This is a genomic window from Sulfurimonas hongkongensis (genome assembly GCF_000445475.1).
GTDB lineage: Bacteria > Campylobacterota > Campylobacteria > Campylobacterales > Sulfurimonadaceae > Sulfurimonas > Sulfurimonas hongkongensis.
Genome location: NZ_AUPZ01000010.1, coordinates 41,604 through 67,917 on the forward strand (window position 1 = coordinate 41,604; position 26,314 = coordinate 67,917).

21 protein-coding genes are annotated in these 26,314 nt (G+C 34.9%); 6 read left to right on the forward strand and 15 right to left on the reverse strand.

What is annotated here, in order from left to right:
• The first annotated feature begins 38 nt into the window (after window positions 1-38).
• On the forward strand, window positions 39-2,024 hold the full coding sequence (locus M947_RS23265) for a methyl-accepting chemotaxis protein (protein WP_021287861.1): 1,986 nt from the start codon (window positions 39-41) through the stop codon (window positions 2,022-2,024).
• Here the strand turns inward: M947_RS23265 and M947_RS19760 are convergent.
• The 3 genes from M947_RS19760 to M947_RS19770 are packed head-to-tail and all read right to left on the reverse strand — an operon-like array spanning window position 2,021 to window position 5,794.
• Window positions 2,021-3,790 (reverse strand): AlwI family type II restriction endonuclease, encoded by a 1,770-nt coding sequence (locus tag M947_RS19760; protein ID WP_021287862.1) that lies wholly within the window; start codon window positions 3,788-3,790, stop codon window positions 2,021-2,023. The two genes, M947_RS23265 and M947_RS19760, sit on opposite strands and share 4 nt — an antisense overlap.
• Entirely contained in the window at window positions 3,783-4,688 is a 906-nt protein-coding gene (locus M947_RS19765) for a Dam family site-specific DNA-(adenine-N6)-methyltransferase (RefSeq protein ID WP_021287863.1), read from the reverse strand. The genes M947_RS19760 and M947_RS19765 overlap by 8 nt, the downstream gene beginning before the upstream one ends.
• Window positions 4,685-5,794, reverse strand: coding sequence for a DNA adenine methylase (locus M947_RS19770; protein ID WP_021287864.1), 1,110 nt, complete (start codon window positions 5,792-5,794; stop codon window positions 4,685-4,687). The genes M947_RS19765 and M947_RS19770 overlap by 4 nt, the downstream gene beginning before the upstream one ends.
• Window positions 5,795-5,990: 196 nt before the next feature.
• Between M947_RS19770 and M947_RS19775 the strand changes: the two genes are divergently transcribed.
• From M947_RS19775 to M947_RS23780, 3 genes are all read left to right on the forward strand, one after another.
• Complete coding sequence (locus tag M947_RS19775; protein ID WP_021287865.1) at window positions 5,991-6,629, forward strand: transglutaminase-like cysteine peptidase; 639 nt, start codon at window positions 5,991-5,993, stop codon at window positions 6,627-6,629.
• Window positions 6,626-8,551, forward strand: a complete 1,926-nt coding sequence (locus tag M947_RS19780) for a LapD/MoxY N-terminal periplasmic domain-containing protein (protein ID WP_021287866.1) — start codon at window positions 6,626-6,628, stop codon at window positions 8,549-8,551. The genes M947_RS19775 and M947_RS19780 overlap by 4 nt, the downstream gene beginning before the upstream one ends.
• Before the next feature lie 84 nt (window positions 8,552-8,635).
• The gene (locus M947_RS23780; protein ID WP_021287867.1) at window positions 8,636-9,757 is read left to right on the forward strand and encodes a methyl-accepting chemotaxis protein; all 1,122 of its coding nucleotides are present in this window, start codon (window positions 8,636-8,638) and stop codon (window positions 9,755-9,757) included.
• On the opposite strand, the gene M947_RS19790 is transcribed toward M947_RS23780, so the two are convergent.
• The gene (locus tag M947_RS19790) at window positions 9,754-10,197 is read right to left on the reverse strand and encodes a hypothetical protein (protein WP_021287868.1); all 444 of its coding nucleotides are present in this window, start codon (window positions 10,195-10,197) and stop codon (window positions 9,754-9,756) included. The genes M947_RS23780 and M947_RS19790 overlap by 4 nt on opposite strands.
• 184 nt (window positions 10,198-10,381) lie before the next feature.
• On the opposite strand from M947_RS19790, the gene M947_RS19795 reads away from it, so the two are divergent.
• The gene (locus M947_RS19795) at window positions 10,382-13,174 is read left to right on the forward strand and encodes an SUV3 domain-containing protein (RefSeq protein WP_031348047.1); all 2,793 of its coding nucleotides are present in this window, start codon (window positions 10,382-10,384) and stop codon (window positions 13,172-13,174) included.
• A gap of 12 nt (window positions 13,175-13,186) precedes the next feature.
• Here M947_RS19795 and M947_RS19800 read toward each other — a convergent pair whose 3' ends face one another.
• The 10 genes from M947_RS19800 to M947_RS23630 form a co-directional block, all read right to left on the reverse strand.
• Complete coding sequence (locus M947_RS19800; RefSeq protein WP_021287870.1) at window positions 13,187-14,776, reverse strand: methyl-accepting chemotaxis protein; 1,590 nt, start codon at window positions 14,774-14,776, stop codon at window positions 13,187-13,189.
• Between the two features lie 547 nt (window positions 14,777-15,323).
• Entirely contained in the window at window positions 15,324-16,289 is a 966-nt protein-coding gene (locus M947_RS19805; protein ID WP_021287872.1) for a FecCD family ABC transporter permease, read from the reverse strand.
• Window positions 16,282-17,079 carry an ABC transporter ATP-binding protein gene (locus M947_RS19810; protein WP_021287873.1) on the reverse strand — a complete coding sequence of 266 codons (798 nt, stop codon included), beginning with the start codon at window positions 17,077-17,079 and terminating at the stop codon, window positions 16,282-16,284. Before M947_RS19810 ends, M947_RS19805 begins: the two co-directional genes overlap by 8 nt.
• Window positions 17,072-17,632, reverse strand: coding sequence for a histidine phosphatase family protein (locus M947_RS19815; RefSeq protein WP_021287874.1), 561 nt, complete (start codon window positions 17,630-17,632; stop codon window positions 17,072-17,074). Before M947_RS19815 ends, M947_RS19810 begins: the two co-directional genes overlap by 8 nt.
• Entirely contained in the window at window positions 17,629-18,351 is a 723-nt protein-coding gene (locus M947_RS19820) for an adenosylcobinamide-GDP ribazoletransferase (protein WP_021287875.1), read from the reverse strand. Before M947_RS19820 ends, M947_RS19815 begins: the two co-directional genes overlap by 4 nt.
• Complete coding sequence (locus M947_RS19825; protein ID WP_021287876.1) at window positions 18,348-18,926, reverse strand: bifunctional adenosylcobinamide kinase/adenosylcobinamide-phosphate guanylyltransferase; 579 nt, start codon at window positions 18,924-18,926, stop codon at window positions 18,348-18,350. The genes M947_RS19820 and M947_RS19825 overlap by 4 nt, the downstream gene beginning before the upstream one ends.
• Window positions 18,927-18,929: 3 nt before the next feature.
• Window positions 18,930-19,985: a nicotinate-nucleotide--dimethylbenzimidazole phosphoribosyltransferase family protein gene (locus tag M947_RS19830; protein ID WP_021287877.1), complete on the reverse strand. Its 1,056-nt coding sequence runs from the start codon at window positions 19,983-19,985 to the stop codon at window positions 18,930-18,932.
• Window positions 19,986-19,988: 3 nt separating this feature from the next.
• Window positions 19,989-20,816 carry an ABC transporter substrate-binding protein gene (locus M947_RS19835; RefSeq protein WP_021287878.1) on the reverse strand — a complete coding sequence of 276 codons (828 nt, stop codon included), beginning with the start codon at window positions 20,814-20,816 and terminating at the stop codon, window positions 19,989-19,991.
• Between the two features lie 111 nt (window positions 20,817-20,927).
• Window positions 20,928-22,841 (reverse strand): TonB-dependent receptor, encoded by a 1,914-nt coding sequence (locus tag M947_RS19840; protein WP_021287879.1) that lies wholly within the window; start codon window positions 22,839-22,841, stop codon window positions 20,928-20,930.
• A gap of 46 nt (window positions 22,842-22,887) precedes the next feature.
• Window positions 22,888-23,040 carry a hypothetical protein gene (locus M947_RS23630; protein ID WP_021287880.1) on the reverse strand — a complete coding sequence of 51 codons (153 nt, stop codon included), beginning with the start codon at window positions 23,038-23,040 and terminating at the stop codon, window positions 22,888-22,890.
• A gap of 132 nt (window positions 23,041-23,172) precedes the next feature.
• On the opposite strand from M947_RS23630, the gene M947_RS19845 reads away from it, so the two are divergent.
• Window positions 23,173-24,885, forward strand: a complete 1,713-nt coding sequence (locus tag M947_RS19845; protein ID WP_021287881.1) for an EAL domain-containing response regulator — start codon at window positions 23,173-23,175, stop codon at window positions 24,883-24,885.
• Here M947_RS19845 and M947_RS23270 read toward each other — a convergent pair.
• Window positions 24,869-26,251, reverse strand: coding sequence for a PAS domain-containing sensor histidine kinase (locus tag M947_RS23270; protein ID WP_021287882.1), 1,383 nt, complete (start codon window positions 26,249-26,251; stop codon window positions 24,869-24,871). The two genes, M947_RS19845 and M947_RS23270, sit on opposite strands and share 17 nt — an antisense overlap.
• Between the last annotated feature and the right edge of the window lie 63 nt (window positions 26,252-26,314).

Genomic DNA, 26,314 nt, shown 5'->3' on the forward strand with positions numbered 1-26,314 from the left:
ATAATTTTAAAATAAATAAAAACAGCGAGGGTAACATTATGTCCACAATTAGTTTAAGTAAACAGATAAGTATAGGATTTGCAATTATCCTATTAGCAATGGTCATTATGGGAATAATCGCCATTAGTAGTATGTCTAGTGCTATTAGTAACTCAGAAAGGCTCAGTGATGAGTATATCGCAGAAGTTGATGTTGCTACATCTTTAGAGAGAAACTTTGCAAAAGCAAGAATCGATACCTCTAAACTTCTATATTCAGAAGATTTAGCATTTAAAAAAGAAGCAGATAAAACTATGGTGCTTATGTTTGAAAAACTAGATGAACTTAAAAATATTTCTAGTAAATACCCAAGCTTAACAGTTTTGGCAAAAGACCTTCCAATAATAGAATCAAGACTAAATGAATACAAAGTTGATGCTCAAGAGGTTGAGCGACTCTTTACTCAAAAAGAAGATATACAAAAAGAGCTTGATGAAAAAGCAAAAGTTTTTACTCAGCAGACAGAAAAAATGTTTGAAAATCAAAAAAAGCAGATTGAGCAAGCAAGAAAAACAGATAAAAATATGCAAGTACAAGTAGAGAGACTTTTAATGGCTAATGATGCGTACGATCGAGGTCAAGAACTTCGTTTAGCTAGCTTTAGATCTGCTGCTATGAACGATATTACTATCTTACAAGAAGCACTTAAAGATTTTGATAGGGTTTTAGAACCTATACAAAAGCTTCGCAAAGGTGCAAAGGATATGGAGTCTTATAAAAAAGTTGAAGCAGCTACCATCTCTTATAAAGATAATCTTGAAGCTATTGTAAAAATAAATATTGAAGTTGAGTCAATCAAAAAGAAAATTTCAAAAACTGCACTAGAAGCTGTTAAGATTGTAGATGAAGTTAGCAATGCGGGATTTGATGGTACGAAAAACATGGCAAAAGAGAGTATAGATGCCTTAAATGGTTCAAAATCTATGATGATCTTAATTTTGATTATTGCTATTATGGTTAGTTTAGGCGTCGCTTGGTATATAATAACCTCAGGAATCAATAAGCCACTGCGTAAGTTTAAAGATACGATGTTAAAGATTACAAATGAGCATAACTTAACCATCAAAGTTGATACAGATGCACCAGCAGAGATTCGTGATATAGCGGTTAGTTTTAATGAGTTTACCCATCAACTCCACGATCTCATTGATAACACTAAACGCTCTTCAAATGAAAATGCATCTATAGCACATGAACTCTCTACAACTGCTCTAGGCGTTGGAGGAAATGTTGAAAAATCAGTTGTTGTTACTCAAGAAGCAAACCAAAGAGCGTTGCAGATTGAAGAAGAGATACAGTCTTCTATAGTAGACGCCCAAGAGAGCAAAAAAGAGATAATTAGAGCAAATGAGAACTTAAATACTGCGCGCAATGAGATGAAAGCAATGAACGCAAAAGTACAAGAAACAGCACATACAGAAGTTGAGCTCTCACACAAGATGACAACACTCTCTCAGGATGCAAATGAAGTAAAAAATGTTTTAGAAGTTATTAGCGATATTGCAGACCAAACAAATCTTTTAGCGCTTAATGCCGCTATAGAGGCTGCTCGTGCAGGCGAGCATGGTCGTGGTTTTGCAGTTGTTGCTGATGAAGTTAGAAAGTTGGCTGAGAGAACTCAAAAATCATTAGTAGAGATCAATGCAACTATAAATGTAATAGTGCAGTCAATCCTTGAAGCAAGTACACAAATAAGCGACAATTCAGAAGATATTCAAGCTCTAGCAACATCTGCTTCTGAAGTTGAGGCAAAAATAAACGAGAGTGTCTCTATTGTAAACCTTGCAGTTGTGGCTAATGATAAAACTGTACGCGATTTTGAATCAACTGGTAAAAATGTTGAAGATATAGCTCAAAAAGTCTCTTCTATTAATGAGATCTCCATCACAAATGCTAGAAATGTTGAGGAGATAGCAGCAGCAGCTGAACATCTAAACAATATGACAGAAGAGCTTAATAATAAACTCGAAATCTTTAGGTCTTAAGTACCAAGTATAAAATCATCCTTGCACTCTTTGGGGTGCAAGGAGTCACTACTCTCTAAATACTCAATAAAAGAGTCTATAGTTTTTGGGATGATTAAAATATCATCCTCTTGTTTTACAAATTTTATCTGCCTAAGAGAGTCTTTAAAAATACTAGGTGCTATAAAGAGGCATATAGGGTTTATGGATTTTTTAGCAAACTCTTCTAAGTGCCTGCTGATGGGCCAGATCTCCATCATCGTTTGAGTCCTTCCCTCAGACATTGTAACCTCCACTAAGACACCTTTACTATCTTCAAAACACTCAATATCGCCTTGATTTCCTTGTCCACCAGCAGTTGATGTTGGAATACCTTCATCATCACAAGGATAGTTTGGGATGACTTTAACTTTAGCAAACTTATGTTTTATGGCAATAGCAGTTAAAAATTCGAGTCTTGTAGGGTTGGTTAAATATTTTAAAATATTATGTTTTGAGAGACTATTTTTTTGTAGTATCAGCAACTCACTCTTTAGTGTTTGCCAGTCAAAATCAGCAACCCATTTTTCTAAGTATTTATTGTTTTGCTCTATACTGACTTTTTTATTTTCAAATGAGATTAGGTTATCATCAATCTCTGCCATATAGTTGAAGTACTCTTTTTCTGTAGTATAGAGAGTGTATGAGGAGTATTTTTTTAATATATATGTGATGGTCTCTAACTCGTTTTTATTGATATCAATAAAGCGTCCACCACCTCTTAGAGAGACTAGTCCTGTTAGTCTCATCTTTCTTATAAACTCATCAGGATACTCATTCATGATGGAGCTTGGCTTAAACTTTTTAAAATCCCCTTGCATGATCTCATCGGTACAAATATCGATAATAACTTCCCAACTTGGCTGATATTTGTACTCTAATCTAAGCTTAACTATTCTCTCATAAAGCTCTTGAGCGTTATTGTTTTTCCAAAATATTATTAGGGGTAATTCCAGTTTTGATATACCCGCGGAGTTAAATCTCTCATCGCTGTTTAGTTTGAGTATAGTCTCAAGCAGTAGGATTAGAGGGATATTGTCATTTAAAACTCTTACAAAGGGATTTTTTCTTTGGTATTTTGCAAAGGAGTGGATAAAGGCTTGTTTTTCAAACTCTGGATGATTTTCTGAGACTATTATAAAGCCATCAACTATCTCCACTTCAAAAACACTAGCTAATTTTAAACCTATTTTTGAAAACTCGATTTGTAAGTTTTGTTTAAAATATACAAAACCCAACTCTTTAGTAAAGTCAAAAACTGTAGCAAATCTTGAAGCCCAACCACTATCAAAATCTGCTTCTTTATGATCTTGTGGATTTGCATCTAGTAGGTGCAAAACTTCTTTATCGCTTAAGATCTCATTAGCAAACTCTCCTCTATTTGTGCCTTCTTGTTTTGATTTTATAGTTGGGGTGACTTCTCTAGTGGGGCGATAAAGTCCATATCTTACAAGCTCTCCCATTATTGTCTTTGCAAGTTCATTTGTTAAGACTTCTTTGTCAAACTTTTTTAAAACATATAGTAAGCTTTTAACTCGGCTTGGGTTTCTAACGGTAGTAGTAAAAAGTAGAGGCTTGTATTGTGGTTTTCTTTTTGCCATCAGGACTCCTTTATTTTGTTCTTTATAAATATCAAGTAAATCCTTGCCTGATATGTTGTATTTTAAAGAGATGTCTTTATCGCTCATATCAATACTATCTAAAAGTATGTTTTTTTTATTCTCTTTAGTTAAAGCCGTCTTACTCATAGTTCATCACTAAGACTTCTTCAATCTTTTTGATGGAGTTATCATGATAACTAATGTAGTTGCTTTTGACTTTTTTAACAAAGTATTTGCTCATCCACTCAACAAAAATGGTGTTTACTCTTCCTTTGTAGTGCGTGATATTTGAGATGGCAAACTTGATGTTTTTTTTATCCAAATCATCTAAAAGCTCAAGAAGCTCCATCTCTTTCTCTTCACTCCAGATTTTATTGTATTCACTAAAAGTGATTAGGTATGGAGGGTCTAAATATATGAAGTCTTTATCTTTAAAAGTGTGCTTTTGTACAAATATTTTAAAGTCTAGATTGTGAAACTCAATATTTTTGTCTTTTGAAAAATCGGAGTAATTTTTTAGAGCCAAAAGAACATTTTTGTTAAAGTCCACATTTCCTACAGGTACATTAAAATCGCCCTTTGAGTTAAATCTTATCATTCTGTTAAATCCATAAATCAACAACAAATACAGAAGCAAATCACTCTTTTTTTTTAGTTTGTTAAAATCATTTTTTAGTTTCGCATATCCCTCTTTGTTAAAGTGTGCATAGTATGTTTTTTTGTGCTTTTGTTTAAGCTCCTGTGGAACAATATCTTCTAAAAAAGATCTTGAGAGATTGTACTTTTTAATGTAGCTCAAAAGCTCTTCTATAAACCCATCTCTGATGGAATTTTTTTGTAAAAATAGATGAAGTTTATATACATTAGTATCTATATCATTTAAAATGTAGTTCTTAGCTTTAGTGTTTAGAAAAACTGTTCCGCCACCAACAAATGGCTCCACAAAAGTCTCTATATCTTTAGGAAAGTACTCTTTTATCTCTTTTATGAGTCTATATTTGTCTCCAACATAAAACATCGGAGAGCGTATGATATCAAGAGTCATCTCTTGGCCTTAGTTACAAACAAGAACTCTCTATGGTTACTAAAGTCCGTTTTTCCAGTGTTAAATTGTTGATGCTCTTTTTCAAAGACTTTAGTCTCTCCAATGGAGTTTAAAACCTCTTGTATCTCTTCTAGCGTGATTTTATTTTTAGAGGAGTTGCTTTTAGAGGTATAGGTGTTGTTGTAAGATACTACAAAGTACTTTGCATCTATATCACTAACTAGTTCATATAGTTTTTGTTTGGCTTGAACTTTACAATACTCACTCATATTTTCAGGCTCTGGTTTTAAGGCAACGCCGTGAAGTTTTGGTTTATCCCACTTAGTTAAGGTCTCTAAAACATGGTAAAAACGACTATATTGTCTAGAGTTGTATGGTGGATCGATATAGACTATGTCAGTTGTTATTCTCTTTGCCAGCTTATTTGCATCCTCTTTAAAGATTTGTACCTCTGCTTTTACATCTAAAGGTTCTATGAGCTTTATAAGAAACTTATCTTCAATGGAACTCTTTTTAAAGTAAGCATCGTAGTGACCTACTGTATTTGCAATTCTATCTAAGGAGTAGATCAAAGAAGCGAGCAAGATGGCGTACTCTTTTGGAGTTAAGTTTTTTTTGTTTTTTTGGATATCTGCTCTAATAAATCCAATGATTTTTGATGAGTTATGGCTAAAATATTTACCCCCAAAATTATCTGAGAAGTAGTTGTCCTCTAAGTCATCAGGGTTTAGGTTGTTGTACCCGTTTATGATATTGTCTAGTCTGTCTGCATCATACTCTTTATTGTCAAAAAAAGCACTATAAATGATGTTGTTTGAGTGTAAGAAGTCGTTTATGATAACATTTTTATAGTGTTTTATCGCTACAGATGAGACGATTGCAGTTCCTGCAAAGATATCTGTGAAAGTCTTACTATTAGGGCACTCTTTTTGCACAATGGTGAAGATCCAATCTAAGAGTTTTTGTTTATTTCCTATATATCTTCTGTTTTGTATCTGATGGTGAGTAGTTTTTGATAAAGGTTCAGCACTCTTTAGGAGCGGTTTTTTTCTAGGTTTTTCAACTAGTGGTGTATTTTTTATTTTAGCCATAGTTATAATATACATTTCCTTGATTTGTTATCAAAATAAAAGATTTTTTATAGAGCTTGGGATTATATCAACTATGTTGCCAAAAGCAGATTAAAAAGAAAAAAATCACTTTTGAACTTTATAAGTAATCAAATTTTACACTATAAGAAATGCAAGACTAAGCTCTTGTGATATTTCATACCTTGCCCAAGAAGTTTTGATATAATCATCTATGAGCAAGTTTAAAATCTTTTTTTTTATATCACTACTATTCGTTCATTTCTCATTACTTTGGGCTGAGCCATATGTAGATGCCACGCTTTTAGAGAAGATCACTAAAAAGTACAATTTTTTTGCAAAGAAAAGATTTCTCTATCTTCAAAAAAGTCTTGATGCCGTAAAAAATAAAAGCGATATAAAAAAGTTAGAAAAAGTAAACTCATTTTTCAATAAAGTAAAGTACTCTCCGGATATGAAAATATATGGTAAGCCAGACTATTGGGCTACTCCGTGGGAATTTTTAGGACGAGATAGAGGAGATTGTGAAGACTATGTTATTTCTAAATATTTCGCTCTTTTGTATCTTAAAGTAGACGCTAAAAAACTTTTTTTTACCTATGTTCGTTCAAGCAAATTTAAAGAGGCTCATATGGTTTTGACTTATTTTGAGACACCTCGGAGTGAACCACTTGTCTTGGATAACAACAATTTTAAAGTTCTAAAAGCTTCACAAAGAAAAGACTTAACACCGATCTACCACTTCAATGGAGAGAGTCTATATAGAGTAGAAACAGGTAAAGAAATTAAAAACCAAAAATCCCACAAAAAATTTGACGAACTAAAACTAAAGATGAAAAGGAAAAAAATATGACACTATTTAAACAGATAGCATTTATGCTATCAATATTTTTGCTTATATTTCTAGCAACAGTTTTAACTCTAAACTTTAAAAGTGCAAACAATTCAGTTCAAGAGAGACTATATGAAGATGCTAAGAATAGTGCAACTTCACTCAGCCTTTCATTAGGGAGCGCAAATGGCGACATCTCTATAATGACAACTATGATAAATGCTAACTTTGATAGTGGAAACTACCGTCGCATAGTACTTAAGGATGTTGATGAAGCTCTTATATATGATAGAGAGCTTCAAAGAGATACCATTGATGTGCCATCTTGGTTTTTAGAGCTTGTAAATATCGAAGCACCAGTTGCATCAGCAAATGTTTCGTCTGGATGGAATCAAGTTGGAATCTTGAGTGTTCAAAGTGATGACTCATACGCATACAAACAACTATATACAATCTTGATAGATTTACTTATCTCTTCTAGTATCATTTTTATCATTGGACTTATTGTGCTAAACCTTCTGTTAGTCGCGATTCTAAAGCCTTTAAAAGGTGTACAGAAACAAGCTGAAGCTATTATTAGAAATGAGTTTATTATTCAACAAAGCATACCATCAACAGTAGAGTTTAAAGATGTGGTTTTGGGCATGAATAACATGGTCTCAAAAGTAAAAGCCATGCTTGCTAAAGCTAGTCAAGAGCTAAAATATCAAAAAGAGCTAGAGTATATAGATAAGGTTACAGGTCTTAAAAACAGAAAATATCTCATAGATAAACTTCCAGAGTATCTCAAGGTTGATGCAGCTTCAAAAGGTGGCATAAATATGATGATATCTATAAGTGGAATGATAGAAGCAAATGAACAAATAGGGCACAAAGAGGTAGATAAACTACTCTTATCAATGGCAAACATATTCGATGCACATGCTACTAACTATGAAAATTCCATTGTTTCTAGAATGAATGGTACGGAGTTTTCTATCTTACTTCCTGATTGTTTAGAAAAAGATGGGTTAATACTAGCAAAAAATATCTACAACTCATGCCAAAAAATAACAAAAGGATTTGAGCTAGATGCAAGCCTTACTTATATCTCTTTAGGTTTGTATGAGTATAACTACAAAGATAGTATAGGAGAACTTCTCTCACAATCTGACAACGCTTTAACACAAGCAAAGTTTAGTGATATCAAAATCTATCTAGCAAAAGCACAAACTACAGTTGATGTTATGGGCAAAGATGCGTGGAGGGAACTTATAAAAGATGCTGTTAAAGACAAGCATATTAGCTTTGCCCCATATAAAGTAGTAGATGCTAAGAGAAAAAAAATAGTACACAATATCTTAAGCATAAATCTAAAAATAGATAAAGAGACAATATACTATTATGGTCAGTTTATGGCCCCCGCGAACCAAGCGGGGCTAAGTTCTAAAATATATGATAATGTACTTGATATGATGTTTAAAACTCCAGATATCTCTCTTAAAAACTTGGTATGTTCACTTAGGCTTCCGTATGATTACCTCGTAGAAGAGGGCACTTTTGATAAAATGCATAAACTCTTTTTTACACATGCCAAGGCTCTTCCTTTTAGGCTTATAGTTGAGGTGCCAGATAAGTTTATGCATCAAAACTCTATTATAGTTAAAAACTATAAAGCCTTGTTTGATAAATATAACATCGATATGGGGGTTTTTGAGTTTATTGGGGAGAGTGTAGATTATCAATATTTACAAGAGTTTAGACCTGTCTATATTAAGGCACAGGGCGATTTCTTTTTAACTCAAAGTAATCAAGCCCTAGTCGCGCTTAGGCTTATAACCGATACTATGGGTATCTCTTTAATCGCATCTGGGGTTATGCAAATGGATATGTTAAAAAGACTCCTTGACAAAGATATAAATATTGTTCAAGGAAAGGTGTCTGAAATGATAAAGCTATTATAAAAAAATATTATTCTTTTATGTCTTTGTAATGTTACCGAGTGTACTATAGCTTAGATAACAAAAAACTCAAATAGGTAGGTGCCAATGTTTTTTAAAGATACAAAAAAGTTAGAAGCAGACTTAAGAGCTAAAGATCTAGAGATAAAGAGTTTAAAAGAAGCATTGCAAAAGGCTGATGATAGAGTAATAGAATTACAAAAAGGCATAAGTAAAGATAGTGAGAGTGAAGTTATGAATGACCTTATAAAAGCACTAACTACGGGCCTAACAAACTCATGCGAACACGATTTAAAAGAGTTACAGTCAAACTTGGCTGATAATCTATCAAGCTTACAAGAGATAGAGCATGAGAGCTGTAGCAATGAAGAAGATATGAGTGAGTGTTCTACTGATGTAGTTGAGATGACAGGTACGATGAACTCACTTTTAGAGCATATTGCAAGTACGTTTGATCAAGTAAGTACGCTCAACTCAAATGTAGAGAACATTTCAGAAGTTATCACTCTCATAAAAGACATCTCAGACCAAACAAATCTACTAGCTCTAAATGCTGCCATTGAAGCAGCACGTGCAGGCGAGCATGGTCGTGGTTTTGCAGTTGTTGCTGATGAAGTTAGAAAACTAGCAGAGAGAACTCAAAAGGCTACAAGCGAAGTTGAGATAACAGTCCAAAGCCTAAAACAAAATACTCAAGAAGTTCATGAACACTCTAAGTCTATGGAAGAGTTGAGTCAAAGTGCGAACAACCAGATGATAGTATTTCACCAAAAAACGGACGATTTAACCATAGCATCAAGAAAGATAGAAGAAGAGACTATAAATATCACGTATGAAATCTTTGTAGTTTTAACTAAACTAGACCATCTGCTCTTTAAAGCAAATGGTTATAAAACAATCTTTGATGGAAAAACAAGTGCTGAATTTGTTAGTGACAAAGAGTGCAGACTTGGCAAATGGTATCTAGAGGGTATTGGAAAAGAGAAGTTTGGAAAAGCAGAGAGTTACGCTAAACTAGCTGAACCTCACAAAGATGTACATGATAACATACACAAAGCTATAGAGTGTGTGAAAAACGGCACCTGCACACAAGAAGCGGAGAATGTTAAAACATACTTCCAAAATGCCCAAGAAGCATCTAAATTAGTTATGAAAATCTTAGATGATTTGCTTGTGGAAGAAAAAACTTATAGAGTAGGCAAGAACTAGACTCTTCGTGAGTTTAGTCCTTTTGTTATAGCTTCGTTTATCTCTTTTTTATACTCAGGATTGAGTCTACGAAGATTCTTATCAAAGTTTATAATTATATCTTTGCTTGAGTTTGGATGTCTGCATATTGTAAATAAAAAATCCATATAAACATCGAAATCTGGATGTGGCCTAGCCCCTAGCTTTGGATGAATGTTCCCATGATGCTTTATGACCAGTGCTAGGGCCTGTTCTAACTCTTTAGTTGTTGACTTTTTATTTTTGACTATTGATCTTAGATATGCTAAGTCAGTTTTTTGAGCTTGCCTTTGTGGTGTAGCTGAGTTTCTAATATTTGCTTGCTTTTTCTTTTTATCAGATGGCAAGAATAGTAGAAAGATTAAGATTGCTAAGATGGCGACTAAGCCAAGGATAGATTGTAGAAGTGGTGTTATCTCCATAAATTATGACCTTGATATTTTTATAAATGTATTATATCGGCTTTTTACTACATAATACTTTGCTTAACAATCAATCTTGGCTAAACTCGTAAAAAGTAACTTATCTTATACCAAAAACAAATGAGAGGAGGCTTCAAGATAACGTAACTCTTTTGTGTTTACTCATTTAAAGCTACAATCACACATGGCAAAGAAAAACAAAAAAAACAGTAAAATAAACCAAAGAATCAAAGATTTTTTTGATGGAGACCCCTTTGATGTAGGGGTCGAGAGAGTTAGTAGCGAGACTTTGAGTGATCTTTTTAACACTCTTGGCATCTATGATATAGACCACTCAAAAGAGATGCTACTAAAAGCTATTCGCATGATTTGGAGCGAGGCTGATTCTGGTTTTCGCTCAGATATCCTAAACTTTTTTGCAAGAGATAACAAAATCTACAAATCATCTAGACCAAAAGAGCAACACCTAGAGAGAGAAGATAAAATCGACTCACTTATAGATGAGTTGGACGCAACGCTAGAAGAAGCCGCATACCTAAGAGATGCCTTTAAAGATATAAGAAGTAAAAAGATAACCATTGAGAAGATGGAGTCAAAGCTAAAGCATATTCGCTTTGAGATAAAAAGAGCTAGACTTCAAAAAGCACTTGATGGCATCTTTGATACAAACAACTCACTAGAGTTTAACGCTTCACTTCACTATATTTTGTACGCTCAAAGTTTTCATAAAATCATGACACTAAGTACAAAAACTTATAGCGATGAGTATATACAAAATAGTGATGATGAAGAGATTATAAGAGAGATAGAAGAAGATAAAGAGCGTATTGTAGAGGCAAAGCAAAAAGAGGTAAATCTTTTTATAAAAAACCTACCACAAGAGCATCTCTACCTAAGTCAAAAAGATATAACAACTGCACTTAGAGCGTCACCTCCAAAGTATAAAACATCTTACCCTCCACTAAAAGAGAGTCTACTTCAAAGTGTTATAGAAAAAGAGTTGAATCTTGTAAGTTTAGAGTTGCACAAAGAAGAGCTTTTAGTTAGAGTATCTGAGAGTTTTTTACCTCCATACTCAGATATTGAACATAACTATATACTTGAGCTTCACATAGAGTTAGATTCGCTTTTAAGAGATATATGGCAGAGTAAAGAGCTAGACTTTAGCCAAACCATAAAAGACGCCTCAGCTCATCAAGAAGAAGATTTCTTAAACTCTCTAAAATCTTTAATCCAAGAGTGTAGAGAGTATGCTTCACTACTGCATCTCTCTCAAGAAGAGTTACACAAAAGAGTCTATAAAGACTTGTTAGAGAGACTTGATGGCTCACTAAATCTTAACCCAAAAGTAGCAAGAAAAACACTCAAAGCATTTATCGGTTCTACTCATGATGAGATAGTTAAGATGCAAAGACAGGCACTCTTAGCACAAACTATCCGTGATTTTAAAAATCTTTTTGCTATGGCAAGGGGTATGAGAAGAAAACTAACGCTTCATATAGGACCAACAAATAGTGGAAAAACATATACTGCTATGAAAAAGCTTGAAGTAGCAGATACTGGGTACTATCTCGCACCTCTAAGGCTCTTAGCACTAGAAGGGTATGAGGGTTTAAAGTCTGATGGTATTAGTGCCTCTCTTATAACAGGAGAAGAGCAGATTTTAGATCCTGAGGCTACGCATATAAGCTCAACGATAGAGATGCTAAATTTTGATGTGGATGTTGATGTTTGTGTTATAGATGAGGTTCAGATGATAGGAGATCGTGATCGGGGCTGGGCGTGGGCAAATGCCATCATCGGGGCACCTGCAAAAGAGGTCATTATGACAGGCTCATCAAACTCTAAGGCTGCCATTATCGCACTAGCTGAGTACTTAGGTGAAGAGCTTGAGATAATTGAGTTTGAGAGAAAAAATCCTCTCACACTCCTTGAGACTCCAACTCATCCAAAAGATGTGCAAAGCTCAACTGCCATCATCGCTTTTAGCAGAAGAGATGTGCTAAGACTAAAGCAAGAGTTCTCAAACACCTTTAGTGTAAGTGTAGTCTATGGAAATCTCTCTCCAGAAGTAAGACGAGAAGAAGCTCGTCGTTTTAGATCTAAAGAGACACAAATTCTTATCGCTACAGATGCTATAGCTATGGGGATGAATCTTCCCATCAAGACTATACTTTTTTCAAAAGCAACAAAGTTTGATGGAGTAAATGATAGAAATCTTGTAGCCTCAGAGATACAACAAATCTCTGGAAGAGCTGGTCGTTATGGGTTAAATGAAGAGGGTTTTGTAGGAGCGCTAAACATTGAAGCTCTAAATATTGTAAGTAAAAACTTTTATAAAAAGGCAAAAGAGATAACTATACCTTTTAATGTGATGGCAAATCTAGAGCATATAAAACTAGTTTCACACATCTTAGAAGAGAACTCACTTAGTGAGATTTTAAAGTTTTTTGTAAAAAATATGGAGTTTAATGGCCCTTTTCGAGCTTACAACTTAGATGATATGCTTGAAGCTGCTTTTATAGTAGATGCTTACAATTTAGATATCGCTACGAAGTATCATCTCTCCTGTGCGCCACTTACTCTAAAGTCTCCTTATATTATCGCAGCTTTTGAGAGCTATATCTTAGCGCTAGAGAAAAAAATCCCAGTTACTTACACACCCCCACAACTAAATAGATCATATGCCACTACAGCACAAGAGCTTTTAATAGCTGAGGATATGGTAAAAGAGATATCACTCTATTTGTGGCTTAGTTATCGTTTTGAGGAGTACTTTTTAGATGCCCAGCTAGCCCGTAAGACAAGAGGCATCCTAAATAGATATATAGAAGAGTCATTGCAACAGACTCACTTTGTACAAAACTGTAGAATATGCTCAGCCACACTACCTAAAAATTCTAAGTACAATATATGTCAGGCGTGCTTTAAGAAGAACTATACAAGGAAGTCATATAGAGGAAAAAGAAGAGGCTAAAAGCCTCTCTTTTTAACTCTTGAATTGATCTATTGTAGATTGTAGAGAGTGAGCTATTTTTACTAATCTTTCTAAGTCATTTTCTATACTTGAGATACTAGTATTGTTTGCAGTTGAGAGGACATCTATCTTGTGAATCTCTTCTATAATCTCTTCAACACTTTTTGAGATGACTATAGTGTCACGAGCGGATTTATCTGCAACCTTAGTTGATGTATCTATCGCATTAGAAGTTGTAGAGATCTTCTGCTCAACATCATTGGAGATACTAAGAAGACTCTCTATACTTTTTGCATTTACATGCATCTTATCGCTTACATCATTGATGGATTGAACGATAGTTCCTACGCTAATATCTATCTCTGTTAGTGACTTCTGAGTTCTCTCAGCTAGTTTTCTTACCTCATCTGCAACTACTGCAAAACCTCGCCCATGCTCACCTGCTCGAGCTGCTTCAATAGCAGCATTAAGAGCTAGTAGGTTTGTTTGCTCAGCTATCTCTTTTATAACATTTAGCACATCTTTTACTTGATCAGCATCACTTCTAAGTCCTACAAGTTCGCTAGATAGTTCATTCTCTGTCTCAACAAAAGAGTTTACTTCTTTGCCTAGAACTGATAAAGATTCTCTAGCAGTTCCAAGTTCATCATGTGCCTCTTTAACATTTTTTTGAGTCTCTTCTGAGGCTTGCATGTTTTCAATAAGAAGATCTTTTATAGATAGACTTTTTGTGTTTGTGTTAGCTACAATAGCCCGCTCTTGAGCTGTGCTCTCACGGATCACATGGCTAGACTGCTCAATTTCAGATGCAATGGAGGTGTTTTTTTCACCAAGAGATTTTATCTCGTTAATAGTGCTTTGAACCATCTCTATAAATTTGTTCACCTCATCTGCAGTCTCTCCAAACTCATCTTCATTTCTATGGCTTAGCCTTTTAGTTAAGTCTTTATCTCCGCCAACTAGCTCTGAGATGCGCTCTTTTAAGTTTGATAGAGGTCCAAAAATCTCTCTTTTGAAAAATATACTCGCAGCAATGGTAAATAAAACAGCACCAATTATGAGCGCAACTAAAAGAGTAGTCTCTGTAGCTGCATTTTGTGCATCGTTTTTATCGAGTGAGACAACTAAATCAACTGCACCTAAGACATAACCCTCTTCTATATTGTAGTGACAGGTGAGACATTTTTGCTCAGCTATTACAGGTTTTATAAGGCGAATCGTGTGATGACCATCTTCATTTGTTTCTATAACTCTGTTGTTTTTACTGCTAATAACTTCTCTAACAGTAGCATCTTTAGTAAACTCTTCACCTGGGGCATAAACATCTATAACCGCTTGCGATTTAGCTACAACTAAGCTCTCTATGCCCTCTATGTTTCTTGCATCCTCAATAGCATCTTCTACAATTTTAGGATCACCCATCATCATACTAGTAGTCATAGTCTGTAGTATTGACTCGCTTAGCATCGCAAGGGACTCTTTTGCTGTTTTTTCCGAGAGTTGTTGAAGAGTTGTAGATAAGTAGTAAGTTATACCAAATAGCCCAAGGACACTTAGGGCTACAATGGAAGTTATAACTTTAGATTTGACAGTTTTTAGCATCATGATTTCCTGAACATTTGTTTGTATTATCATTATAGCAGAAAAAGTGCTTAAAAATTCTTTATAGCATGTTATAAAATATTATAATATTTAATTTAATATTAAAATGCCCAGAAGCTTTTCTATACCTAAAAAGCATCGAGAAAGTGCTTATATTTTGATCGTTTCATCTTTTTACAGATGGTGAGTAAATGTCTTATTTTGATAAGAAGTTTATCACTTTTTAGCTAAAAATAATTGTTTTATAGCCTTTTTACTATAAACAAGAGATAATAGCACTATGAATAAAAAAATATTGACAATTTTGGCCTTTTGTAGCACGCTAGTAGCTAATATAGCGGCCTTGTATTATGGACAGAAAATGATGCAATAAAGTCTTTTAATGCTTCTTTTGAGTTATCGCTAAGAGAGGTAGAGATGGATATGCGAGTGTTGAGATGAAAGAGGCTGGGTTTGAAAAGATTACAGCATCCTACTCTCAAAAGGGCGATGGCATTAAATGTGATGAGATAATCCACACAACAACACTAAGTATAGAAATTAAACCCTAACCCTTACTTCTACTAATGATGAGATATATAAAAAATGGTCCACCTATTAGTGCTGTTATGATACCAATAGGTAGTTCACTTTGAGATGGGATAGCCCTTGTTATAGTGTCGCAAAAAACTAAGAAAAATCCACCAAACAGAGCCGTTTTTGTGATGCGTTTGTTTATCGGCTCTTTATAAAGTTTTGCAACTATATGAGGAACTATAAGCCCTACAAAGCCGATAGGTCCACTCACACTTACAAGAACACCAATAGCAAAAGATGAGATAAGAAGAAGTAAAAGTGTGACTTTTTTTGTATCAACTCCTCTTAGTTTTGCCCCCTCATCAGAGATGCTAAGAAGTTGTAGTTCGTGTCTGTAAGCAAAAATAGATACAAATAAAAAAATAGCTATGATGCTAAGAGTTACGGGATGTACCCAGCCGATGATGGAGAGTGAACCCATGCTAAAACGAAGAAGCATATCGTTTTGCAACGCACTTCCTAGATAAAAAATTATCATTAGTGCAGATGTGTAAAAGAGTGAGAGGGCAATTCCTAGAAGCAGAAGTGACTCAAAATGAGAGTGCTTTAAAAACCTTGCTAAGTAGAGAAGTAAAAGTACACTCAGCATCGCCCCGAAAAAACCAAAGAGGCTGATGGAAGCGATGCCAAAAGCCAAGCTTCCAAGACCGAGTTTTATGGCAATTCCAGCACCTAAAATTGCACCGCTTGAGACTCCAAGAGTGTAGGGCGTCATAAGTGCATTTCTAAAGAGAGATTGGTATAAAAGCCCACAAAGGGACAGTATGGCTCCAGCTGCAAATGCAAAGATAACACGAGGGAGTCTTAGCTCAAAAAAGATAGAGTGTGCGAGAGTGTCATTTTTAAAAACTTCACTAAAGTCAAGATAGATAGCACCAACAAAACCAGAGACTAAAAGCACAAACAGTAAAAAAGTCCAGATAAAAAATCTAATCATATCGCACCGCCAAACCATCAAAGCTGGTTCCATAAAGCTCTTCTAGTCTAGCCTCATTATAAAACTCATCATATTTTTCATAGTAAGAGGCACTAAAATCTTTTAAAAAAAGCGTTGGCGAGTTGATGTAAGATGCAAGCTCTAAATCATGTGTGATTAGGATGATTTGGTGATACTCTTTTAAGCCTTTTATATGTTTGGCTATTGTTTTTGCATTCTTTGGATCAAGGTTTGCAGTTGGCTCATCAAGGATAATGATTCTGCTCTGTGCTACAAGTGAAGATGCCAAGGAGACAAGCTGTGCTTCACCAGAACTAAGAGAGCTAAGAGGGTGAGAGGCAAGGTGTGAGATATTTAAAAACTCTAGGGTGTTTTTAGCTATCTTCTTATCATTGCTAGAGTAGTCAAAAAAACTGTCTTTGTAGGTAAATCTACTCAAAAGCACAAACTCTTCTACGCTTATAAACTCATCATAAACTTCTAGTTTAGTAGGTATATAAGTAAGCAGTTTCGCTCTTTGCTTTAGAGACAACTCTTTAATGTTTCGCCCATCTATATAAATCTCTCCATCATATTGGGTAAGCCCACAAATAGCTCTTGCAAGTGTACTTTTTCCACTACCATTTGCCCCTAAGATATTTAGATGCCCATCTATTTTAAGTGAAATATTATCTAGTATAACTTTATCATGATATTTAATGCTTAGTGAGTCTAGTTTTATCATCTCTTTAAGTTTACTTTCACACTCCGCATCAGTATGGTCTATATTTTTAAAAGTCTCTTCAAGCATGATTTTTATCTTTTTTATCTACTATCTTATCATATGAAACAAAGGATGCGTAAGGCACACAGAGACAAAAGGCCTCTTCTAGGCTTATGCCTTTTAGTAGATGCAAAAATGTTTTTATGACTCCGCTGTGAGTAACTACTAAAACATTCTCTTTTTTTAGTGCTGGGAGATACTCGAAAAAAAACTTTTCAACTCTTGAGATAAACTCCTCTATAGGTTCGCCACCAAGTGCATCTGTCCACTGTTTGAAGTTTATATACTTTAAGTTTGTAGAAATCTCATCAAAACTCATGCCTTCATATTCGCCCCATGACTTCTCTCTTAGCTCTTTAGTGTAGATGGCATTATCGCCCTTTATAAACTCTTTTAAAGTCTCTTTTGCTCTTTTTAAATCTGAGCAATATATAGCATCAAACTCAGACGCCTTAAAGTGCTTTTCTAGCTCTTTGGCATCTGCATAACCTTTGGAAGATAGGCCAATATCTATGTGACCGTTATAGCATCCTATATATTTTTCCTCAACTTCTGCATGGCGAACTAAAGTGATAGTCATGAAGCGATGCCAAGTAAGATGGCATTTAGTAGGATAAGTTCAGTTACTTCTATAGTAAAACCGTAGATATCTCCACTAAAACCACCATATCTCTTTACAAAAAAAGATTTGATAACAAACAAAACAAACAAACTTAAAACAAACAAACCAAGCGTTTGGATGCTAAGAAGTGCTACATAGATAAAAGCCATGAAGGCTTGAGAGCTTTTTAGTTCCTCTTTTGCTAAAGTTCCCATGCCATTTTGAGAGATATAGGGAAAAAGATAGATGGCTAAAACAGCGTTAAAACGAGAAAGAAGAAGAACTACAGGCAGAAGATAAAAAGCATCAAAGACAGATAAAGATGAAGCTTTTAGGATTAAAAAAGTAGCAGTAAAAATCATACCCATTCCACCAGTATTTGGATCTTTCATAACTTCTATGGCTTTTTCTTTTGAGACAAAAAGCCCATCTATGGTGTCACTTAATCCATCTAGATGCAAGGCTCCTGTGAGGATAACCCAAAGAGTAAAGATGATGATGCCTAGATGCAAGTCTGGTAAATGTCCATCTAAAAGTGCGTGAGCGCCCCATAAAATGAGACCTAGTAAAAAACCAACAAGAGGGTAAAACAAAACTGCATAACCGTTGATGCCTCTGTTAAAATCGTGAACTTTGAAAAAGGGAACACTTGTAAGCATTGAGACAGCAAGGGAGAAACCTTTAAAAAAGTTTTTCATTTTATCCTCGTAGAGATGCCAGCAATGGTATGGTAAACCTCGTCGCATCTGCTTGCTATGAGTTGGGACAATTTCCCGCTTGCATCTATAAAATCGCGTGCTAGTTTGTTATCAGGTATAACTGAGCATCCAACATCATTTATAACAAAGACTACTCTTTGCTCAAGTTGTAAAATTTGCTCAATCTCCTTTTGCATATCTTCAAAGTTAAAGCCATGATAAAACATATTGTTTATCCACATGCTAACACACTCAACTAACACAGGGTTTTTGTTAGTTTTAATGGCTTCAAAAATCTTAAGAGGCTCTTCTATAGTTACAAAGTCATCGCCTCTACTAAGTTTATGAGCATCTATGCGTTCTTTCATGCCTGCATCTATAAACTCTGTTGTAGCAAGATATATAGGTTTGTTGGCATTTGGAGGTGAGGCTTTAGCCTCGCTTATTTGCGGTACACATAGTGGAGAATGCCATTGGTTAGCGTTGGCTGAAGTCTCACTTTTGATATTTAGTATATAGTTTTGGGCGTTTATAGATTTGCCACTTTTTATACCACCGATAAATAGAGTTTTCATTTTTTACATCCCATATATTAGAAGCTCGATTTTCTCTAAAAGTTCCCTGTTTGTTATACCGTTTGCATTGGCGTAAGCAAGTGCTCCGCCTGCTCCTGCACCCTCTTTTGCCTCCCCCTTATCGTACAGCTTTAGTACTTCTATCTCTGCATCTGCGAAAGAAAAACTTGTATAAATGGCGTGAGGAGCGTAGCTAAGATGCGAGAGTATATGCTTGATGTCTGAGTCTTTGTCATTTACCACCCACGAGGTAGTTGCAAGTGTGATATTTTCACTTTTAACGCGCATCAAAACATCCTCTTTGAGTGCATCTGCTACGAGCAGACAAGCCGCCATCTGCGTTCCTCCTGCTAAAATAACATGAAATCTTCTTGAAGCTTCGAGTAAAAAACCAGCACAAAAGATAAGCATATTATCGCTAACTAAAGAGAGTTTTTCAAAGTTGTTCATCTCATCATTTATAAGCAAAAGAGCCGCATCTATAGTTTTTTCTTTAATAGAATCAGGAGAATCTAAAAAGCTTGAAGAAAAATCATCTCTACAATCATATCCTAAGGCAAGAGCAGTAGTTGCGGCTGTTGTTGTCCCACTTGGAGTGCTCTCTGCTAAGATGAGGTAGTTTCCCTTTAGCTCGTAGTTTTTTCCTGCAATCATTCCTTTCTCAAACACAGCTCTTGCATCTATTCCTGCTCCAGATGCAATCGAGTCTGATGGAGAGATGTTAAAGTTTAAAAGGGGAGTATTTTGAGGGATGACATCTAAACCAAGGTTTAAAACTTCAATGCTTGAGTATGGAGTTAGGTTATGAACCGCTCTTGTGATAAGGGCTGGAGTTGGAACACCCTTTGGAGTCTCCGCCAGTTCTGGCATGGAAAATACTTTTTCATTTGTTATAAACTCGGCATCTAGAGTTGGAGTCAGAGGGATTTTACCAGGTATTCCAGCTTGAGTGATGCCCTCTATCTCGCAAGTTCTTGTAACAGATGCAGCTAGCAAGAAGTCAGCTTTTCCCTTTGGAAGTGAGTCTGGTTCATTTGTAAATATATTTAATGTCTGCATATTTCAATCTCCTGCATTATAATTTTTGTGCATCTCGTTTGAGAGAACTTTTATGGTGAGTGCTATACGATGAGATGGAATGTGTAGATAGTCTTCATCAACAACAGAGATATTACCGTTTTTTGAAGCTTTTGTAGGGATAGCATGCCAAGCTTTGAGCGCCTTTTTTACATCTACATTTGGCTCGGTTGCATGTGAGTGAAGTATGATAATCTGCTCAGGGTTTAGTGCTATGATGTTTTCATAGTTTAAGACTGGTTGGCTTGTAGATGTTGCAGTGTAAGCGTTTGTATTTCCGCTAAGCTTGATGATATCTTCAAAAAAGATATCTTTTCCAGCAATATAGGTCGATGAACTCAACTCTTCTCTAAGACCATAAACTATCATAACGCTATGAGGGTTTTGACTTCTATGCGCTTTTTTTACAGCATCATCTATATCTTTTATAAGTTTTTTTGCCTCATTTGAGTCTATAGTTTTGGCTAGTTTTTCTATAGAGTTTTTTATATCTGTTATAGTTTTTAGCCTTAGTGTTAGTGTTGTTATACCAAAGTGTTTTAGTTTTTTGAGTGTGTTTTGGTTAAAATCTTCTCCGATGACTATGCTAGGATTTAACTCTAAAATCTTCTCTAGGTGTGGACTTGAGTAGTTTCCCACAATGGGGAGTTTTTGTGCCTCTTTTGGGTACAAAGAGTAGCTAGAGGTTCCTACAAGCTTATCGCCTTTTTGAAGTGCATAGACTATCTCTGTGATGGATGGGCTAAGAGAGATGACCCTCTCTGTCGCGCTTAATGTTAAGAGTGATAGTAGTATGAGTATTAATATTCTCATGTTTTAATATCTCGGAAGTGAGGCTTCAGCCTCGCCCTTTTTGCGGGACTAAAGTCCCACTTCCCAAAGAAAGACAGAGTTAATATAAGAGCTTTGATGAGCCTCTCCTTTTTAGTATATTAGTTTAAATCCAGCCAAAGCTGTTGTTGTGAAGTTTACAGGGTAGATGGCATCATCATATATCCATAAACCATTTTTTTGGTTAAAAAGATTGTTTATTTTAGCAAAAACTTCCCAAGACTCTTTTGTATAAGTGATAGAGATATCTGTACTCATGTAAGCATCTTGCTTTTGAGAGAAGTTGTTGTTAAAGTCATCTGCAGCGTAAGCTTTAGAGCGGTAACTTTGAGTTAGATAGATAGTTGTAGGTTTATTTGGAGTGTAGCTTAGTGTAGCTTTTATGTTGTGGTTAGAGACACCTGGGAGTTTGTTGCCTGAGTAGTCACTCTCTCCCTCTTTTTCTTCATCAATGATAGCTTGAACATAGTTATAGTTTAGTGCTACGCTAAACTCTGGGTTAATGATATATTTATCATACAAATCAACTCCATATTTGTATGACTTGTCTATATTTGTATTTTTAAATGTAATGGGTTGCATATAAATCTCATCTTTTAAATCAGCATAATAGAGGGAGATTTTAAACTTATTGCTCTTACTTATGTTGTTATAGCCAAGAGAGTATGTATCGACTTTTGCAGGTTCTATAAAATCATTAAAAGTTCCATTAAAGCTGAAAAATCTATCAATATCAGGAGCTTGAAATGAGTGAGTGTAGTTTACAAAGATAGAACTCTCTTTATCGATTAGGTAGTTATATCCTAACTCCGCGCCATGAAGATTGTCATCTTGCTTTAAGTTAGTTATGCCACTATCGTAAACATACTCTACATTTTCAAACCTGTAGCCTGCTTTAAAGCTTGAGTTGCCTACTCTGTAGTTAGTCATAGTGTAAGCAGCTTTGTTATTTTTACTAGTTGTGTTATTTGAGCTTTTTCTATCGCCATCAAAGCCATCAACACCAACTTTAAGAGATAAATCATCGCTAGCATAATTGATAGATGCCAAGAGTGACCTGTACTCATAATTTGCTTCATATGGCCAAGAAGGAGGTAGGTAGATGGACTTCTTTTTCTCTTGTGAGGCATTTGCCTTTAGTGATAGTTTATCATTTATAAAGTACTCAACCCCAGCATCTAGAGCATCGCTATCGTATTGTTGATGAGAGATACTTCCAAAACCCTTTTGCATTGGGTTGTTATCATATTGATCTTTTGTCATAGCTCCAGCGTAAAAAACATCTGTTCTTGTAAATGCAGCTCCAAGACTTAGCTCTAAATCATCAGTAACTCTGTAAGAGAGGTTTAGACTAGCTGTTGAGAACTTATTTTTATCTCTATTTCCATCGCTGTCTATCTCTCTTGTTCCACTGTTTTTTTGTGCTTCACCACTTGCTGAGATAGATAGTTTTTCATCTGTGTGACCTACGAAAAAAGAGGCATCAGCCACACCGTAAGCCCCTAGATAAAAAGAGACTTCTTTGTCATTGTTTTGCTTTGTAACGATGTTGATAACACCAGCATTTGCACCATCTCCGCCTAGAACAATTCCGCTAGATTTTATAATCTCTATACGACTAACAGATGATGGAGATATAGAAGAGAGTAGCTGAGGCACACCATCTATGTTGTTTAACTTACGACCATTTATGGTTACAACTATATTTTGATATCCATTGTTACCAAAGCCTCTCATATCTAGTTTTTGGGTAAATGGATTTCCATAACTCGGAGTAGCTATGACAGAGGTGTGAGAGTTTAAAAACTCATAGATATTTTGAGCATGAGCTTTCTCTATATCTTCTTGTGTATAAATCTCTACTGCATCAGTAGATCTTAACTCATCTGTTTTTATGGCAGTTGAAGTAACACTAAGTGGTTCTAAGACTACACTGTTTGTAGTGTCTGCTTGAAGCAAGCTCATAAGAGCAACTAGGATTAATGAGAGTTTTATATCTTTTTTCATGTGAATGGGTATCCTTAATTTTAATGTTTTTATAGTTGTTTTAAAATTAAAGTGCCGGAGGAGAGGTTATTTTTATGGTTAGCGGTTTGCCATCTAGAGTAGATGCAGATGAAAACATCGCTATGAGTTTTTGCTCTGAGGCATGTGCTTGTATGGCTGCTAGTGAGAAGTAATAACTTCCAAAACCTTTAGGTTGCATGTCGTGCTAATATCTTTTATCTGAATTTTTGTCTAATTGTAGTCAAATAGCTTTAAGCTTTCGCTTTAAATCGCAATTTTGTTTTTATAAGTTAGAATACATGGACATTAAATATCACAGTTGGAAAAACAGATGGATAAAGAACAGTTTGATGAGTTGATAAAGAGCACTAAAAAGTTAAACCTACTATATGTTGAAGATGACAAGAAAGCCAGAGAGTCTACTCTAAATTTTTTAGAGACATTTTTTTTAAAAATCGATACAGCAGTAGATGGTGAGCAAGCTTTCGCAAAAACAGAACTAAAAGAGTATGACTTAATCATTACAGATATAAACATGCCAAAACTAAACGGTATAGAACTTATCCGAAAAATCAGAGTCGTAGATACTTATATTCCCATCTTGATACTCTCAGCACATGATGATAAAGACTACTTTGTGCAAAGCATCAAGTATGGAGTTGATGGATATATACTAAAACCTGTTGAGCTTGAGCAGTTTTATACTATCATCTCTAAAGTAGTAAAGAAGATTATGTTAGAGAAATCTTTAGCAGAGTATAAAAATAACCTAGAGCAAAAAGTAGAAGAAAAAACACTAGAGTTAAGGCGTATGTGTTACCAAGAGTACTATACAGAATTGCCAAACGCTCAAAAGCTCCAGATTGACATGCATGAAGGGGATTATGACTATCTTCTTCTTTTGGATATGTCTAACTTTTCAACCATCAACAAAGAGTATGGAAAGGTTTTCTCCAACCAAGTTTTATCAAAAACAGCACGAATATTAGAACATCACATACATAAAAGAGCTAAACTATATAAGGTAGAGTCAGACAGGTTTGTCATACTTCTTCGTGAGACTTCACTTGAAGAGTTACATGAGTATTGCAAGCAAATAGTTGCTTTTTTTGATAATAAAAATGTAAAAATAGATGAGGTAGAACTTCATATCACTTTTAACATTGGCATCTCAACTGTACAAGAAAATGTAGCAGACACACTCATAAATAGTGAATACGCACTAGATACATCTAAAGACTTAGGAAGTAGGCATTATGAGATTTTTGATGAAAACAACAGCTCTTTTAAGGATGAAAAAGAGGCTATAAAGTACCTCAAAATCACCAGAGAGCTTATTTTGCAAGATATGATAGAGCCTTATTTTCAGCCCATCGTAGATATAAAAACTAAAAAGATAAAAAAGTATGAAGTCCTAGCTCGCGGAGTGTTGGAAGATAGCATCATCCTTCCTTTTCATTTTATAAAACCAGCAGAAAAATTAGGGCTTATGACCTCTATAACTAAAGTCATGATAAATAAAAGCTTTGATTTTTTTAGAGATAAAGAGTATGAATTTTCTATAAATATTACAGAGAGGGATTTGCTTGATGGCTACCTTTGTAAGTTTTTAAAAGAAAAACTTGAGTTTTATAAGATAGATGCTAAGAGGATTATTTTTGAGATAAAAGAGAGCATCACTCTTGCAAAAGACTATGCAAAAATCACTAAAGAGATAGACGCTCTAAGAGAGATGGGCTTTAAGATAGCCATAGATGACTTTGGAGTCAATGACTCAAACTTTAGTAAACTTATGGGCATGAATTTTGATTTTATAAAAGTAGATGGTGTTTTTATAAAAGAGTTAAAACTAGATAAAAAGAGTAAAAATATCTTAAAAGCCATAGTAAACTTTGCAAAAACTTTGGATATTAAGATTATTGCTGAGTTCGTAGAAGATGAAGAGACATACCAGATTATCAAAGAGTGTGAAGTCGATTTTGCACAAGGTTACTTCATTGCAAAGCCGGAGCCTACTTTAGATAGGATCACTCACAAGCAGTAAACTTATTAGGATCTAAAGTTATTCTAAACATAGCACCTTCGAAAGTGTTAAAGGCCTCAAGGGTTCCATAGCAGTGGTTTTCTATTATGATTTTACTCATATATAGACCAAGCCCTGTTCCATTTTTTTTAGTTTTTGTTGAGAAGTATGGATCAAAGATTTTATCCATTAGCTCATTATCTATACCCCTAGCATTATCATAAATTTCAAAGATAGCCTTGTCATTTAGTTTATAAGTTTTTATCTCTATAAGACCATTGTCGATACCATCTTCTACTATGGCATCTTCTGCATTTTTTATAAGATTTAGCACAACTTGTTCAAACTCATTTCTATAGATACAAAATTCATCTTCAAACTTGTTTTGAACTCTTATGATGATGTCTCGTTTATCAAGAGAAGTTTTTGCTATCAAAATTGTTTTGTCCAAGATAGCTTTAAAACTTGTTTTTGTCAGAACCTTAGAGTCTATAAAAAAATTTCTAAAGTCATTTATGGTTGAACTTAGATGCTGAGAGTAAGCTTGAATATCTTTTATACCGCTTTTAAGGGTCTCTAAATCAATATCTTTTAAAATCATCCTTACTTCAAGCGAAGATGCAGTCGAAGAGATGGCTGCTAATGGTTGTCGCCACTGATGGGCTATCATGCTTAGCATCTCTCCCATTTGAGCCATTTTACTCTGTTTGAGCATATATTGCTCTTTTTCTTGAGTCTCTTTTATGGCTTGTTCAATCTTCTCTTTTAGCGATTCGTTTAGACTCTCTAGCTCCTTTTTACTAGTAATATCTTGCCTTATGGAGTTGTACTCTATAATTTCACCATATTCATTTAATACAGGTGAGACTATAGCATCTACCCAGTAAAAACCGCCATCTTTAGTGGAGTTTTTTATCTCTCCTCTCCAAGTTTTTCCTGCGTTTGTGGTCTTTAGCATCTCTTTGTACATAGCCTTTGGCATATCATTGTGTTTTATAAGCTTATGGCTCTTACCTATGAGTTCTTCTTTTTTATAGCCTGAGAGCTTGCAAAAAAGTTCACTCGCATAGACGATATTTCCATCTATATCAGTAGTAGAGGCTATAACATTTTTATCAAAATCTAAGAGGATGTTTTTTAGTTTTTTTTCTAGTTTATCGTTTGCCTCTTGTAGTCTCTTTTCTCTTTTTATAAGAATATAACTTGTATATGCGACAAGAGCTAAAACTATGATGGAGCCTTCTTTAGCTATGTCTACAATATTTTTCTCTGCAATATAAGGTACATAAAAAAACAGAACTACAAAAATAGCCATCAGTAGAAAAGCTATGGGCGTTAAGATGCTAGAGCGGATGTTTTTTAGTCTGTGAATGATTTTATGTTTCATAGTTTGTTCCTGCCATTACCAAACATTATATAAGTGATGCACTTAAAGTTGTTTTATATTTGC

Excerpts from the sequence above, each read along its gene's own strand:
- M947_RS23265 (WP_021287861.1), top strand. The coding sequence starts at position 39 with ATGTCCACAATTAGTTTAAGTAAACAGATAAGTATAGGATTTGCAATT.
- M947_RS19760 (WP_021287862.1), bottom strand. The coding sequence starts at position 3,790 with ATGAGTAAGACGGCTTTAACTAAAGAGAATAAAAAAAACATACTTTTA.
- M947_RS19765 (WP_021287863.1), bottom strand. The coding sequence starts at position 4,688 with ATGACTCTTGATATCATACGCTCTCCGATGTTTTATGTTGGAGACAAA.
- M947_RS19770 (WP_021287864.1), bottom strand. The coding sequence starts at position 5,794 with ATGTATATTATAACTATGGCTAAAATAAAAAATACACCACTAGTTGAA.
- M947_RS19775 (WP_021287865.1), top strand. The coding sequence starts at position 5,991 with ATGAGCAAGTTTAAAATCTTTTTTTTTATATCACTACTATTCGTTCAT.
- M947_RS19780 (WP_021287866.1), top strand. The coding sequence starts at position 6,626 with ATGACACTATTTAAACAGATAGCATTTATGCTATCAATATTTTTGCTT.
- M947_RS23780 (WP_021287867.1), top strand. The coding sequence starts at position 8,636 with ATGTTTTTTAAAGATACAAAAAAGTTAGAAGCAGACTTAAGAGCTAAA.
- M947_RS19790 (WP_021287868.1), bottom strand. The coding sequence starts at position 10,197 with ATGGAGATAACACCACTTCTACAATCTATCCTTGGCTTAGTCGCCATC.
- M947_RS19795 (WP_031348047.1), top strand. The coding sequence starts at position 10,382 with ATGGCAAAGAAAAACAAAAAAAACAGTAAAATAAACCAAAGAATCAAA.
- M947_RS19800 (WP_021287870.1), bottom strand. The coding sequence starts at position 14,776 with ATGCTAAAAACTGTCAAATCTAAAGTTATAACTTCCATTGTAGCCCTA.
- M947_RS19805 (WP_021287872.1), bottom strand. The coding sequence starts at position 16,289 with ATGATTAGATTTTTTATCTGGACTTTTTTACTGTTTGTGCTTTTAGTC.
- M947_RS19810 (WP_021287873.1), bottom strand. The coding sequence starts at position 17,079 with ATGCTTGAAGAGACTTTTAAAAATATAGACCATACTGATGCGGAGTGT.
- M947_RS19815 (WP_021287874.1), bottom strand. The coding sequence starts at position 17,632 with ATGACTATCACTTTAGTTCGCCATGCAGAAGTTGAGGAAAAATATATA.
- M947_RS19820 (WP_021287875.1), bottom strand. The coding sequence starts at position 18,351 with ATGAAAAACTTTTTTAAAGGTTTCTCCCTTGCTGTCTCAATGCTTACA.
- M947_RS19825 (WP_021287876.1), bottom strand. The coding sequence starts at position 18,926 with ATGAAAACTCTATTTATCGGTGGTATAAAAAGTGGCAAATCTATAAAC.
- M947_RS19830 (WP_021287877.1), bottom strand. The coding sequence starts at position 19,985 with ATGCAGACATTAAATATATTTACAAATGAACCAGACTCACTTCCAAAG.
- M947_RS19835 (WP_021287878.1), bottom strand. The coding sequence starts at position 20,816 with ATGAGAATATTAATACTCATACTACTATCACTCTTAACATTAAGCGCG.
- M947_RS19840 (WP_021287879.1), bottom strand. The coding sequence starts at position 22,841 with ATGAAAAAAGATATAAAACTCTCATTAATCCTAGTTGCTCTTATGAGC.
- M947_RS23630 (WP_021287880.1), bottom strand. The coding sequence starts at position 23,040 with ATGCAACCTAAAGGTTTTGGAAGTTATTACTTCTCACTAGCAGCCATA.
- M947_RS19845 (WP_021287881.1), top strand. The coding sequence starts at position 23,173 with ATGGATAAAGAACAGTTTGATGAGTTGATAAAGAGCACTAAAAAGTTA.
- M947_RS23270 (WP_021287882.1), bottom strand. The coding sequence starts at position 26,251 with ATGAAACATAAAATCATTCACAGACTAAAAAACATCCGCTCTAGCATC.